The sequence below is a fragment of the Sneathiella sp. D3-11 genome (assembly GCF_055809395.1).
The window spans coordinates 2,125,094-2,139,594 of the sequence record NZ_CM147911.1 but is presented as its reverse complement, the minus strand read 5'-3'; the positions used below and the strand labels follow the sequence as shown (position 1 = coordinate 2,139,594).

The 14,501-nt window shown below is 52.3% G+C and carries 7 protein-coding genes and 3 pseudogenes; 7 read left to right on the top strand and 3 right to left on the bottom strand.

Translation table 11 applies throughout. The annotated features are described in order from the left end of the window. Positions 1 to 5: 5 nt before the first annotated feature. The gene (locus AC0L73_RS10885; protein ID WP_227948198.1) at positions 6 to 782 is read left to right on the top strand and encodes an ABC transporter permease; all 777 of its coding nucleotides are present in this window, start codon (positions 6 to 8) and stop codon (positions 780 to 782) included. Between the two features lie 15 nt (positions 783 to 797). Here AC0L73_RS10885 and AC0L73_RS10880 read toward each other — a convergent pair. Then, positions 798 to 3,066, bottom strand: a pseudogene (locus tag AC0L73_RS10880) (NADP-dependent malic enzyme). Between the two features lie 147 nt (positions 3,067 to 3,213). On the opposite strand from AC0L73_RS10880, the pseudogene mutS reads away from it, so the two are divergent. Both mutS and AC0L73_RS10870 read left to right on the top strand, forming a co-directional pair. Beyond that, positions 3,214 to 5,830, top strand: a pseudogene (mutS, locus tag AC0L73_RS10875) (DNA mismatch repair protein MutS). A gap of 86 nt (positions 5,831 to 5,916) precedes the next feature. Further along, positions 5,917 to 6,687 carry an SDR family NAD(P)-dependent oxidoreductase gene (locus tag AC0L73_RS10870; RefSeq protein ID WP_227948200.1) on the top strand — a complete coding sequence of 257 codons (771 nt, stop codon included), beginning with the start codon at positions 5,917 to 5,919 and terminating at the stop codon, positions 6,685 to 6,687. Positions 6,688 to 6,695: 8 nt separating this feature from the next. On the opposite strand, the gene AC0L73_RS10865 is transcribed toward AC0L73_RS10870, so the two are convergent. Both AC0L73_RS10865 and AC0L73_RS10860 read right to left on the bottom strand, forming a co-directional pair. After that, positions 6,696 to 7,325, bottom strand: coding sequence for a LysE/ArgO family amino acid transporter (locus tag AC0L73_RS10865; protein ID WP_227948201.1), 630 nt, complete (start codon positions 7,323 to 7,325; stop codon positions 6,696 to 6,698). Positions 7,326 to 7,423: 98 nt separating this feature from the next. Then, a complete protein-coding gene (locus AC0L73_RS10860) occupies positions 7,424 to 7,750 on the bottom strand; it encodes a hypothetical protein (RefSeq protein WP_473653741.1) in 327 nt (108 codons plus the stop codon). Between the two features lie 152 nt (positions 7,751 to 7,902). Between AC0L73_RS10860 and AC0L73_RS10855 the strand changes: the two genes are divergently transcribed. From AC0L73_RS10855 to AC0L73_RS10840, 4 genes and pseudogenes are all read left to right on the top strand, one after another. After that, positions 7,903 to 10,695: a [protein-PII] uridylyltransferase gene (locus tag AC0L73_RS10855; protein ID WP_227948203.1), complete on the top strand. Its 2,793-nt coding sequence runs from the start codon at positions 7,903 to 7,905 to the stop codon at positions 10,693 to 10,695. A 36-nt stretch (positions 10,696 to 10,731) separates the two neighbouring features. Next, positions 10,732 to 12,288, top strand: a complete 1,557-nt coding sequence (murJ, locus tag AC0L73_RS10850) for a murein biosynthesis integral membrane protein MurJ (RefSeq protein WP_473653740.1) — start codon at positions 10,732 to 10,734, stop codon at positions 12,286 to 12,288. Positions 12,289 to 12,425: 137 nt separating this feature from the next. Beyond that, positions 12,426 to 13,423 (top strand): annotated as a pseudogene (gene trpS, locus AC0L73_RS10845) (tryptophan--tRNA ligase). Between the two features lie 87 nt (positions 13,424 to 13,510). Beyond that, positions 13,511 to 14,500 (top strand): DUF2333 family protein, encoded by a 990-nt coding sequence (locus AC0L73_RS10840; protein ID WP_473653739.1) that lies wholly within the window; start codon positions 13,511 to 13,513, stop codon positions 14,498 to 14,500. The last annotated feature ends 1 nt before the right edge of the window (position 14,501 follow it).

Below are 14,501 nucleotides of genomic sequence, written 5' to 3'. Positions count from 1 at the left end.
GCCCGATGAAAATGCCGGAATCTGTTTATGTATTGGCGGTCTATGATCGCCAGTATCGAGTGTTCAGAAAGCTTCTGGGCTCTTCTCTCGTGTCGAACGTCGCCAACCCTATTCTGTTCCTGTTCGCCTTTGGATTTGGCATGGGATCCTTCATCGACACAATGTCGGGGATGAGTTACCTGACGTTCGTTGTCGCAGGTATGATCGGATATTCGGCTGCCTTCGCGGCAAGTTTCGAGACATCAATTGGCGCTTTCACTCGCTATTTCCTACAGAAAAACTGGGATGCTATTCTCTCGACTCCAGTTACATTAGCAGAATTAATGATGGGAGAAATCCTCTGGGCGTCGGTGAAGGCCCTATTCTCGGCCATTTGTGTCCTGGTTGTTGGCTGGCTATGGGGCGGCGTCCCGACTTCTTTTGAACCGCTCCTGACCCTGCCAATCGTGTTTCTGGGTTCAATCTGTTTTGCCTGTGCGGGACTGGTCGCGACCGCCTACGCCAAGGGATATGAATTCTTCGCCTATTTCTTCACTTTCTGGGTGACACCCATGTTCGTGTTCTGTGGCGTCTTCTTCGACATTGGCCGCTTCCCAGAATTCGTCCAGTATTTTGCCTGGTTTTTCCCCATGACGCATCTCGTAGCAGCCATCCGTCCACTCACCGCCGGCACGGAGTTGGATGTCGCCACCATCATGCTACATATCATCTACATCGTTGTGTTCAGCGCCGCAGCATTCTGGATTGCTCACAGAAAGCTACACCAGAGGCTATATGATTAAGACATAGGCTATTCGTTACTGACTAGCCTCATGCGCGGCAAGCGCCGCCATGTTGACCAGATCGGAAACGGTTGCACCGATGGGAACAATCTGTACCGGCTTTGACAACCCGACAAGCAACGGGCCAATCACTTTGCTCTCTCCCAACACCGGTAACAGTTTCGCTGCGATATTGGCGGAATGCAGGCCGGGCATAACCAGAACATTGGCCGGTCCGGACAAGCGGCAGAATGGATAGAAGCTCGCCATCAAGTCGGGGTCCAGCGCGACATCTGCGGAAATATCGCCCTCATATTCGAAATCAAGCTCTTCGCGATCCATCATCTCAACGGCGTCGCGAATGCTGTCGGCCGTGTAATGCTTCGGATTGCCAAAATTGGAATAGGACAGAAGCGCAACACGCGGCTCATGGCCTAAGCGTCTCGCTACCTCAGCTGTTTCCTTGGAAATGGCGACAAGCTCTTCCGCCGTTGGCAAGGTAGTAACAGTCGTGTCGGCCATGAAGACAGTACGATCACGACCAACAATAACGGAAACGCCAATCACAAGCTGATCCGGTTTTGGATCGATCACTTTCTGGATTTCCTTGAACGCGACAGAGAAGCGCCTTGGTAACACCCGTGAGAACCGCGTCGGCATCTCCCATGGCGACCATGCAGGCAGCAAAAATATTTCGATCCCGATTTACAAGGCGAGCACAATCCCGAAGCAAATAGCCTTTCCGCTGCAGCCGCTCATAGAGAAATTTATAATATTTCTCGCGATTCTCCATCTCCCGCGCATTATAAATCTCTATGTTTTCAGAGCCTTCAATGCCGATCTCGGCCATGATTTTACGAATTTCATCCTCGCGTCCGATCAGGACCGGAATGCCATATCCTGCTTTTTGGAATTCGACGGCGGCGCGGATAACCTTTTCTTCCTCACCTTCGGCGAAGACAACACGGCGCGGCGCGGCGCGCACTTCATCGAGGATAAGCTGCAAGGAGCCTGCCGTCGGATCGAGACGCGCCCGAAGCTCGTTACGATAGGCCAGTTCGTCGATGATGGGACGACGAGCAACGCCGCTATCCATGGCCGCTTTTGCGACCGCCGTCGGCACATGGCTGATAAGCCGCGGATCGAATGGCACGGGGATAATATAATCCGGGCCATAGATCGGCCGCTTACCTTTGTAGGCGGCGGCGACTTCATCGGGGACATCCTCCCGCGCGAGCTCGGCCAATGCCTCCGCAGCGGCGATCTTCATTTCCTCATTGATCGTTGTCGCCCGCACATCTAGTGCCCCGCGGAAGATATACGGAAATCCGAGAACATTGTTCACCTGATTCGGATAGTCAGAGCGTCCCGTCGCAACGATCGCATCTTTACGAACTTCAGCAATTTCCTCCGGGCGGATCTCTGGGTCCGGGTTGGCCATGGCGAAAATAATTGGCTTATCTGCCATAGTCCCGACCATTTCCTTGCTAACGGCATCTTTTACGGATAGTCCGAGGAATATATCCGCGCCCTCCATCGCCTCTTCCAGTGTGCGGGTTTCTGTTTCAACCGCATGGGCCGATTTCCACTGGTTCATCCCGTCTTCACGGCCCTGATAGATCACACCCTTGGTATCGCAAAGGATGGCGTTGTTATGCGGCAAACCCATCGCCTTGATCAGTTCAAGACAGGCGATTGCCGCAGCGCCCGCACCGTTGACCACGACTTTGCAGTTCTTGAGTGACCGCCCCGTCAAGTCCAGCGCATTAATAATCCCCGCCGCGCAGATAATTGCTGTGCCATGCTGGTCATCATGAAAGACAGGAATATCCATAAGCTCGCGCAGGCGTTGCTCGATAATAAAACACTCGGGCGCCTTGATATCTTCCAAATTGATACCGCCAAAACTAGGTCCCATCAGGCGAACGCAATTGACAATCTCATCAACGTTTTCGGTATCAAGCTCTAAATCAAAGCAGTCGATATCGGCAAAGCGCTTAAACAGGACTGCCTTTCCCTCCATCACAGGCTTGGACCCAAGTGCACCAAGGTTGCCAAGGCCAAGCACGGCAGTACCATTGGATATGACGGCAACGCGATTGCCCTTCGTCGTGTAGTCATACACTCGCTCCGGATCGTCCGCGATGGCAAGGCACGGTCCGGCGACACCCGGTGAATAAGCAAGAGAGAGATCCTGCTGGGTCGCAACGGCCTTGGTCGCGACAATTTCAAGTTTTCCGGGTTTGCCCTGCGCGTGATAGCGCAACGCCTCTTCATATTGGCTGAAATCCGGTTTATCGCTCATCGACCCGTGTCCTCACAAAACTTTTGTCATTTATTTCTAGGTTAAAAATTACGATTAAGCAGTTGGCAAAATGGCCTGCTATGGTAGTTTTCCTTCATGCCTACCTTAGTCAAAACCAAGTCGCAACCGAATAAATCAGTAACCCCCATGATGGAACAGTATCTCGCCATCAAGGAGGCGCATCCTGGCAGCTTGCTGTTTTATCGGATGGGTGATTTTTACGAGTTGTTTTTTGACGACGCCGAAATCGCCTCAAAAGCACTTGATATAGCGTTGACGAAACGAGGAAAGCACGAAGGCGATGACATTCCCATGTGTGGTGTTCCCGTTCATGCGGCGGATAACTATCTGCAAAAGCTGATCCGTAAAGGACATCGGGTCGCGGTTGCTGAACAAACGGAAAGTCCGGCGGAGGCGAAGAAGCGCGGCTATAAAGCCGTGGTTGCGCGAGAGGTTGTGCGACTGGTTACGCCGGGCACCATTACCGAAGACAGCCTTCTTGATGCCAGAAGCCATAATTTTCTGCTCGCGCTCGCACGGGCTGGAAAAGATTATGCCATGGCCTGGCTTGATATATCTACCGGTGAGTTTTTTACGGTTGGGACCGAACTGGATGATCTGCCTACCCAGATTGCACGCCTCCAGCCCGGTGAAATTCTGGTTTCGGATAAGTGGTTGGATGAAGAGAATTTTTCGGAGCTTATGAACGACTGGGGAAAAGCGCTGACTCCACTGCCGTCTGTCCGTTTTGATAGCCAAAATGGCGAAAAACGCCTCAAAGTGCTGTTCGATGTGGCAACCCTTGATGCTTTCGGTGCCTTCAATCGAGCAGAGCTGGCTGCAGCGGGCGCACTGGTTGACTATGTAGAGCTGACGCAGAAGGGTAAGTTCCCCCTGATCAAAGCACCGGTGAAGCTCGCCGCCTCAGATGTTATGTCCATCGATGCCGCAACCCGCCGCAATCTTGAGCTAACCCGCACAATGACTGGAGAGAAAAGCGGAAGTCTGCTCGCCACAATCGACCGGACGGTCACTGGCGGTGGAGGTCGTCGCCTCGCCGCAGATTTATCAAGCCCTCTTACTGATCCTGCAAAAATCACCGAACGGCTCGATATGGTGAGCTTCTTTACCAGCGACCATGGCCGGCGGGAGCGGCTTCGCGAGATCCTGCGGCGCTGCCCGGATACTGAGCGGGCGCTTTCTCGCCTGACACTGGGGCGGGGTGGGCCACGTGACCTCGCTGTAATTCGCGATGGCCTTGCGGAGACAGCGAATATTCGGGAATGTATGGCCACAAGCGGTCTTGATTCCCTGCCCGCTGGTCTGACAGAGGCAAGTGAACGGCTTGGATATCACGCGGAAATTGTTGAACTCTTGCGCGCGGCCCTCTCGCCGGATGTCCCTTTACTGGCGCGAGATGGCGGCTTTATCGCTCGCGGTTTTCGTGCCGATTTGGAGGAATTCCGCACGCTCCGCGATGAAAGCCGTCGGCATATTGCTAATCTGCAAGCGGCATACGCGAAGGAAGTTGATGTCCCCTCTCTCAAGATCAAGCATAACAATGTGCTTGGCTATTTTATCGAGATCACACCGCGATTCTGCCGACAAAATGACGGAACATTTCATCCACCGTCAGACCATGGCAAATGCAGTGCGCTATTCGACAGTTGAACTTGGCGAGCTGGAGGACAAAATCTCACGCGCGGCGGATCGGGCGCTGGCGATGGAAATTTCCTTATTCGATGAGCTGGTCGAAAAAGTGAAAAAGGCCGGACCGGCAATCCTCGCCGCGGCCGAAGCCATTGCCCGTATTGACGTCGCCGCAAGCAATGCAGAATTGGCGACAGAACAATCCTACTGTCGCCCTGTCGTGGATAATAGCCTTTGCTTTGATATCGCCGGAGGTCGACATTCGGTCGTCGAAGCCGCACTTAAAGCCAGCGCCGAAGCCGATTTTGTTGCCAACGACTGTTGCCTCAACGAAGCGCAGCGGCTCTGGCTTCTGACTGGCCCGAATATGGCCGGTAAGAGCACATTTTTACGGCAGAACGCACTGATTACAATATTGGCGCAGATGGGCGCTTTCGTGCCCGCAAATGCCGCCCATATTGGCATAGTTGATCGGCTTTTTAGCCGCGTTGGCGCCGCCGATGATCTCGCCCGTGGTCGTTCAACCTTTATGGTCGAAATGGTGGAGACTGCCTCAATCCTCAATCAGGCGGGCCCGCGCGCCCTTGTCATCCTTGATGAGATTGGTCGGGGAACCGCTACATATGACGGTCTGTCCATTGCATGGGCGACGGTTGAAAACCTGCATGACATCAATCAGTGCCGGGCTCTGTTCGCAACCCATTATCACGAATTAACGGCGCTCGCCGCCAAGCTTGATGCGCTTCAGAACCACAGCATGCGTGTACGGGAGTGGAAAGGTGATGTCATCTTCCTGCATGAAGTTGGAGACGGATCGGCAGATAGGTCCTATGGCATTCAGGTTGCGAAATTAGCTGGCCTTCCCAAAACCGTCATAAAGCGGGCGGAGGCCGTTCTGGCTGCGTTAGAAGAAAAGGATCAGGGCTCGGCGGCAACGCGGCTCGCCAACGACCTCCCGCTTTTTTCTACGGTGATTGCGGAAACGGCGGCGCAGGAAAAGACAAAAACGCCATCCAAGCTTGAAGAGCGCGTCAAGACCATCAATGTTGACGACCTTTCACCTCGCGAGGCGCTCAACCTGCTTTATGAACTCAAGAAACTGAGCCGTGACTGACCAACTAATTAATGACAACGCAGTCACAACTCATTAGGTTTCAACTCAGAATAAACCACTAAAAATAACAATAAGGGAGACATAATATGTTTGATCTGACCGGCAAAAATATTGTCATTACCGGCTCCAGCAAGGGCATCGGCAAGGCAATTGCCCATCAAATGGCACTGGCAGGGGCAAAGGTTACGATTTCAAGCCGGAAGGCAGAAGTTTGCGAAGAAGTGGCGAAGGAAATCAATGATAGCCTGCCAGAGGGAAGCAGCGGTCAGGCAATTGTCATCCCCTGCAACATCAATTCTAAGGAGTCACTGCAAAACCTTGTGGATGAAGCTCATAAACAGATGGGCGAAATCCATGTACTGGTTTGCAATGCAGCCCTCAACCCCTTCTTTGGCCCGTCCACAGACATCCCCGATGATGCGTTTGACAAAATTATGGCCGCCAATATCAAGTCAAACCACTGGCTCTGCAATATGGTTCTGCCTGAAATGAAGGCCCGCAAGGATGGCGCCATCATCATTGTCTCCTCAATTGGCGGCATTCGAGGTTCGGCTGTTCTGGGGGCCTACAGCATTTCCAAGGCAGCAGATATGCAGCTCGTCCGCAACCTTGCCGTTGAACATGGCGCAGACAATATTCGCATCAATGCGATCGCTCCAGGTTTGATCCAGACAAATTTTGCGCGGGCACTTTGGGAAGACCCGGAAATTCTGAAACGTGCAACATCACGTGCGCCGCTGCAACGGATCGGGCAGCCAGAAGAGATTGCTGGCGCCGCCATATTGATGGCCTCTGATGCCGGGACGTTCCTGACAGGCCAAACAATCGTGATTGATGGCGGCCAGACGATCACCTGATCCAGCCTTTAATCTATTGCGGCCAGCTGATCATAAATAAGGCTGGCCGCAATAAAAAACATCATCGTGGCGACAATCAACTCGAGGCAGCGGGCACCCGTCCGGTTCTGCATTACTGGCGCAAATAGTCGCGCGCCATATCCAATAGCGAAAAACCAGACGAAAGATGCAACGACCGCTCCGATCACAAAGTAAATCCGCGCATTTATTGCATATCCCGAGGCGATACTACCCAGCAAAATCACCGTATCCAGATAGACATGCGGATTTAAGAATCCAAACGCGAGCGTCAATAGAATTGCTTTTCGGGTTGAGGTAATAAACGGTATTTCATCAATTGCCTGAATGGGCTCCGGCCAGATTGCCCGCCGACAGGAAAGAAAACCGAATAGGATCAGGAAAAGCGCGCCGCCCCAGCTCGCCCATGGCACCAGCGCGGGAAAAGCCGCAATGAAAGAGCCAAGTCCCATCGCCCCTAACAGGATTAACGATGCGTCAATCAAGGATGATAACAGGCAGATGATGAATATCTGGTCGCGCCGTGCACCCTGACGCAGGACAAACAGGTTCTGCGCGCCGATGGCAATGATAAGTGCGGCACCCATTACCGCGCCATCTACTAAGGCCCAAAAATCCATAAGGTCAAGCCTTGAATACGTTGGATTTGCGCCGGTGATACGTCAACGCCGCGGTGATAAATTCCCGAAGCTCCGGAGTTGCAAGGGTACTATCAGACTCAAAAAAATAGCGCGCGTCCCGCTATAATGAAAAGTATCCGGATACCGATCTCTGAATTCATTAATAAGGCTGGTCTGACAATGCACGAATAGACCACACATATTCTTTTCCTTGGACGGCGCAAGCCGGATTGGCGTGCCCGCCTTGCCACTTGCATTATAGCTTGGCTCCCCCATTTCAACGTTTCACTCAATTTCATATCGCCGATTGTTTCGGCAGTCTCGAATATAAGCTGCCTTAGCGCCAAAAGTTTATTTCTTTGTTCTTTGGGATAGGATTTATATGCTGCGGCAACCGACAAATCGTCAATATCGAACTGTTTCATAACAGGGGACCTGTTGGTAAGATTCCGTACTTCAAAATATCAATGATCATATAATTCGGGCTTTTGGTCCCAATATTTGCTAAATAGCGTTTCAATAAAGTTTAAAAGGCAGCCAGTCATATAGCAAGGTCGGCAGGCCAATTGGATTGCAAATGGAAAAAATTCCAAATCAGAAAGAAATTATCGACCGTCGCGCATTAGTCCAGTCGATCGCCGAGACAGCTGATAAGTTCGATACGAGTAGCGTTGAATTCCGACAGGAAATTTTACGCCAGCTTAAGGTGCGCCTCGACCATGGCAGCGACGTTGTAAAACAGCGCTTCCAGCAATCCAATAAAGGCCGGGCAATGATGTATGCCCAGTGCTTCCTGGTCGATCAGCTAATTCGTGCTATTTTCGATGTTGCGGCCCAATATGTCTATCAATTGAGCAACCCGACTCCAGAAGAAAAGCTGTCGCTCGTTGCGGTTGGGGGATATGGCCGGGGGGAGCTGGCACCCTTCTCCGATGTCGATCTGCTCTTTCTCTTTCCCTACAAACAGACCTCCTGGTGTGAGCAGGTAATCGAGTTTGTGCTCTATATGCTTTGGGATCTCGGCCTGAAAGTCGGGCATTCCACCCGTACCGTTGATGAATGCGTCCGCCTCGCTAAAAAAGACACAACAATCCAGACCGCCCTGCTAGAGGCACGCTATGTCTGGGGCGATCAGGAAATGTTCACGGAGATGTATCGCAAATATATGAAGGAGGTTGTTTCCGGACACAGCCGCGAGTTTATCGAAGCAAAGCTGAAGGAAAGAAAAGAGCGTCATGATCGTTTTGGCAATTCCCGCTATGTCGTTGAACCCAACATCAAGGAGGGAAAAGGCGGTCTCCGTGATATGCAAACCCTGTTCTGGATCGCGAAATTTCTGCATGGGACGACGGATATATCAAAGCTTGTGAAACTCGGTGTTTTTACCGAGAAGGAGCGCCGCAGATTTACCAAGGCATCAAATTTCCTTCGTACCGTGCGGTGTCATCTTCACTATCTGACAGGGCGTCCGGAAGAACGGATCACCTTTGACGTTCAAACGGAACTCGCTAAACGGTTGCTCTATAAAGATCATGCCGGGTCCAGCGGCGTGGAACGGTTCATGAAGCATTACTTCCTCGTCGCGAAGGATGTTGGGGACCTGACGCGTATTTTCTGCGCCAATCTTGAGGCAGAGCAACAGAAGAAAAGCCGTCTGCCGATCCCTCGTTTCGGGCTTGCCAGACGGAAGTTAAAAGGCTACGTCGTCGAAAGCGGACGCATTGACGTGGCCCACGAAGATGATTTTAAAAAAGATCCGATACGGATGCTGGAACTGTTCCATCTGGCTCAGGAAAAGGGCCTGGATGTCCATCCAAATGCACTCCGTCTAATCCGACAGGATCTCAAGCTGATCAATCGCAGTGTTCGCAATGATGAGCGGGCAAACCAACTCTTCCTTGAGATGATGACCAGTCGCAAAGATCCGGAAACAACCCTCCGACGCCTGAACGAGGCCGGTGTCTTCGGCCGGTTTATTCCCGATTTCGGCCGTGTCGTTGCCCAAATGCAGCATGATATGTATCATGTCTATACCGTGGATGAGCACACCATTCGGGCAATCGGCATCATTTCGCAGATTGAAGATGGTGCCTTGCAAAGTGAACACCCTCTTTCTCACAATATTATGCCCAAGATCGTGTCACGAAATGTCCTCTACTGCGCCGTATTGATCCATGATATCGCGAAGGGACGCGGCGGAGATCACTCAATCCTCGGGGCCGAGGTAGCAGAAAAACTCTGTCCCCGGCTCGGGCTGTCGCCGTCAGAGACGGAAACGGTGGCATGGCTCGTGCGATATCATCTGGCGTTCAGCGCCTTTGCCTTCAAACGGGATATCTCAGACCCAAAAACTATTGAGGATTTTGTCAAAATCGTTCAAAGCCCTGAGCGGTTACGGCTTCTGCTGGTCCTGACAGTCGCGGATATCCGAGCGGTTGGGCCAAATGTCTGGAACGGCTGGAAAGGTCAGCTTCTGCGTGAACTTTACTACGCCTCGGAAAATGCCTTGACCGGCGGTCATATTTCAGAAGGCCGGGCGGAGCGGGCCAAGCATTACCAGGAAGAATTACGCGAACTTCTAAGGTCATGGCAAAAAGGCGATATTGATGCCCATATCCGGCGTTTCTATCAATCCTACTGGATCGGCACCAGCAGTGAAGACCGCGTCACCCATGCGGAGCTAATGCGAAAAGCGGACAAGGAGAAAGCGCTTTTCACCATCGAGTCAAAAAGCGACCCCTTCCGTTCAATAACGGAAGTTATTGTTTATACTGCCGATCATCCAGGTCTCTTTTCCCGGATCACTGGCGCCATGTCGATAAGCGGCGCGAATATCGTGGATGCGAAAATTCATACTACGACGGACGGTATGGCGCTCGATACATTTTTTATTCAGGATTCTGAAGGCAAGGTTTACGATCAACGGGGACGCATGAAAAAATTGCACCAGGCGATCGAGGACACGCTTCAGGGCTCCCGAAAACCTCACTTGGAAATAGTGGAGCTGCGGGAATCAAGCCTACCGAGCAGAACGGAAGTCTTTACCGTACAGCCCGCAATAATTCTGGATAACAAGGCATCGAACACCCATACCGTGATTGAGGTGCGGGGACGCGATCGACCCGGCTTGCTTGCCAAGCTGACCCGAACATTATTCACGCTTTCCCTGTCCATCTCGTCGGCTCATATTGCGACCTATGGTGAACGAGCGGTTGACGTTTTCTATGTAAAAGACAGTTTCGGCCTGAAAATTACCAACAAAGTCAAGCTTGCAAATATAGAGAAGAAACTGCTTCTTGCTCTTACCGAAGATATGAAACCAAAAAGAAAAGCAACCCGTACAAAAAAAGCAGCGAGTAGCGGAAGCTGATGGGCAGCTCTAGCGCGCCTGTGCTATAGGGGGTTCATGAGTTTGATTAAGTCCGTGGCCACAGTCGGTGGCTTTACCATGATCAGTCGCGTCCTCGGATTTTTACGCGATATTTTGATGGCGTCTGTGTTAGGTGCCGGGCCGGTGGCGGACGCTTTCTTTGTTGCCTTTCGCATTCCGAACATGTTTCGCCGCCTGGTGGCGGAAGGCGCGTTTTCTGCCGCCTTCATCCCTCTGTTTGCGCGCAAACTAGAAGCGGAGGGTAAAGACCCAGCACTCGAATTTGCGGGCCATGCGCTCAGCATTCTTGTCGGTTTTCTTCTTATCTTTTCAGCCCTTTTCATGATCTTCATGCCGGTTATGATGCTGATGCTGGCACCCGGCTTTGCCCCGGACGGATCACGGTTTGAGCTGGCCGTCGAATTTACCCGCGTCACATTTCCCTACCTGATTGCAATGGCCATCGTTGCTCTTCTGGGAGGCATATTAAATGCCTTTTATAAATTTGCGGCGATGGCCGCAGCGCCAATCCTGCTCAATATTATTCTTATTGCCTGCCTGCTGATTGGAATAGGCCGTACAGAAGCCGATGTCGGCATGCTGCTCGCTATCGGCGTTGCGATTGCTGGTGTGGCTCAGGTAATATTTCTTGCCATCGCGTGCAAACGGGCGGAGATCGGTATCAAACTCCGTTGGCCCGCCTTCAATTCCGACATCAAACGCCTCTTCCGCCTGATGCTTCCCGGTGCGCTTGGTGCCGGCGTGATGCAGATCAATATCCTGGTTGGAACGATTATTGCGTCCTTCCTGGCGACGGGATCTATTTCCTATCTGTACTACGCTGATCGGGTGTATCAACTTCCACTGGGCGTGATCGGTATTGCGGTCGGCACCGCACTGTTGCCGATGCTTTCGCGGCAACTTCGGTCAGGCGAAGAAAAAACAGCGATGAACAGCATGAACCGCGCGATGGAACTTTCCATGCTCCTCACCTTGCCAGCGGCAGCCGCGTTAATTGTTATCCCGGAGGAAATTACGTCCGTCCTGTTTCAGCATGGAGAATTTACCTTAGAAGCAAGCCGTGCAACAGCGGCGGCCCTGCTTGCCTTCGCAACCGGGCTTCCCGCCTATGTGCTTGTTAAAATTCTTGCACCGGGATTTTTTGCGCGGGAGGATACCACAACGCCGGTGGTTGTCGGCGTTCTCGCCATGATACTGAATGTAGTTTTGAGCCTCATACTGATCCGCTATCTGGAGCATGTGGGGATCGCACTCGCCACCTCTCTCTCCTCCTGGTTTAATGTAGTGTTACTATTCTTAATTCTGCGACGGCGCGGCCATTATGCCGCGGATTCACGTCTCCTCCGACGGTTCGCGGGTATGATTGTTGCTTCCGCTATCATGGCCGCCGGACTCTATTTCGCCCGTGAATATCTGGCCAATGCTTTTTCCGGTGACATGACAGAGAGAGTTGGCGCCCTCATCTCACTGGTGATTGGCGGCGGCGTATTATATGCCGTCAGCAGCCTTCTCACCGGCACTGCGCGCCTGCAAGAAATAAAATCCATGCTGAAACGCCGCCCGAACGCGTAAATCTGTTGACGATACCGAAGGCGCCTGCAATAAGGCCGAGATCAATTCCCGGGCAGCAGCCCATCCCGGTCCCGATGGCCTGATGATCAGTCCGTCAATTTTGGGGCCCGTGTCCAAAGCGTGAGGAGCTTTTAGTCATGTCTCGTATTTTCTCCGGCGTTCAGCCAAGCGGAAATCTTCATCTCGGTAACTATCTCGGCGCGATCCGCAATTTTGTGGGATTGCAGGAAGATTATGAATGTATTTACTGCGCTGTTGATATGCACGCCATCACGGTCTGGCAGGATCCGGCAGACTTACGCAGTAATACGCGGGAAGTGGCGGCGGCATACATTGCTGCCGGAGTGGATCCAAAGCGATCGATTATTTTCGCGCAAAGCACTGTCGCGGCCCACGCAGAACTTGCCTGGATATTCAATTGCGTTGCGCGCCTCGGCTGGTTAAATCGCATGACCCAGTTCAAGGAGAAGGCTGGTAAAAATCGCGAAAATGCGTCCGTCGGCCTTTATGCCTATCCCTCCCTGATGGCGGCAGATATCCTCGCCTACAAGGCAACTCATGTTCCGGTTGGCGAAGATCAGAAGCAGCATCTTGAACTGACCCGTGATATTGCGCAGAAGTTCAACAATGATTACGGGACCGAAACCTTTCCGCTCGTAGAACCTTTGATCTTTGGCGCGGCAACGCGGGTCATGTCCCTGCGGGACGGATCCAAGAAAATGTCAAAGTCTGATCCGAGTGATTATTCGCGCATCACCTTTACGGATGATCGCGACAGTATCGCAAAAAACTCCGCAAGGCGCGAACGGATGCCGATCCGCTACCTGAAATGGAAGAGGGTCTGAAAGGTCGGCCGGAGGCCGCCAATCTCGTTGGCATCTATGCGGCGCTTGCCGATCTTAGCAAGCAGGCGGTTCTCGATAAGTTCGCCGGAGCAGCGTTTTCTACCTTCAAGCCAGCGCTTACCGAACTGGCCGTTGAGAAATTCGGCCCCATCGGAGAAGAAATGAAAAGACTCATGGCGGATCCTGCGCATGTGGATACTATCCTTAAAGAAGGAGCGGAACGCGCTGCCGCCCTCGCCGCGCCGGTCATGGCAGAGGTCAAAGAAGTAGTCGGATTTATTCGCCCTTAAGGAAGGCAACTTGTAAGTCTGACCGAAACAACATACATCTTTGAATGAAGCCAGATGAACGGATCACTCGGTTACGGGACAAGATAGATGAGCGAAATCGGCAGTAGCGGTAAGGAGACGAAACGGATCGGTCGGCGGGCCGCGGCGGTTCGGGAAAGCGCGAAGCGGAGCTGGAAAGTGTTCGCGTTGCTTATTCTGCTTTTCTTGGTTCTTTATTATCCCGTCGGCATGATCATGATCAATAACATTGAGGACGACACCGATTTTGTGCCGACCGGTACCAATGTTGTTGCCGGGGGCAGCCATGCGGTGGATATGATGGCCGGTCTTATTGACAGGGAAATCAATGTCAATCGTTGGACAGCGAACGATCCTTTCTTCATGCCCTCTGCCGCCCTCGACAATATGCCGAATTACCAGCAGGGAATAATTTCCGCGCTTGCCCGGTTCGGGTTTGAATTGACTGATCAGATTGGCCGGACACGCGGCTCCAGCCAGACGGACCCCGACTTACAGGAAGCGGCAGGTTTGCTGCAATATTCAGGCACAAAATGGGCTTGGGATCCGTCCGTCTCTCTGCTGCCTACTGCGGCTTCTGAGGAGCAGTATGAAAAGGCCCGGACCTCTTTGATCAGCTATAACAAGCGGCTCGCTGAAGGCAAAGCCGTATTCGAGAAACGCGCCGATAATCTGTTGGCAACGCTTGACCGGATTGCCCTTGATATCGGATCGTCGACCGCCACAATCGACAAGCATATCGATGAAAATTCAGGCGATCTCATTGATTTTCAGGCGGATAATATTTTCTATGGCGTTAAAGGGCAGGCGTATGGCTACTACTTACTGCTAAAGGCGCTGTCGCAAGACTATGAGAGCCTGATCAAGGAGCGTGGACTTACCAACGCCTGGGCGCAAATGCTTGCAAGTCTTAAATCGGTAATTGACCTTGATCCATTTATTGTCGTCAATGCTACGCCGGATTCCCAGTTTCTACCTAATCATCTGACGGCTCAAGGCTTCTATGTCTTGCGCGCCCGGACACAGCTGCAAGAGATCAGCAACATTCTCTTGAAATAAC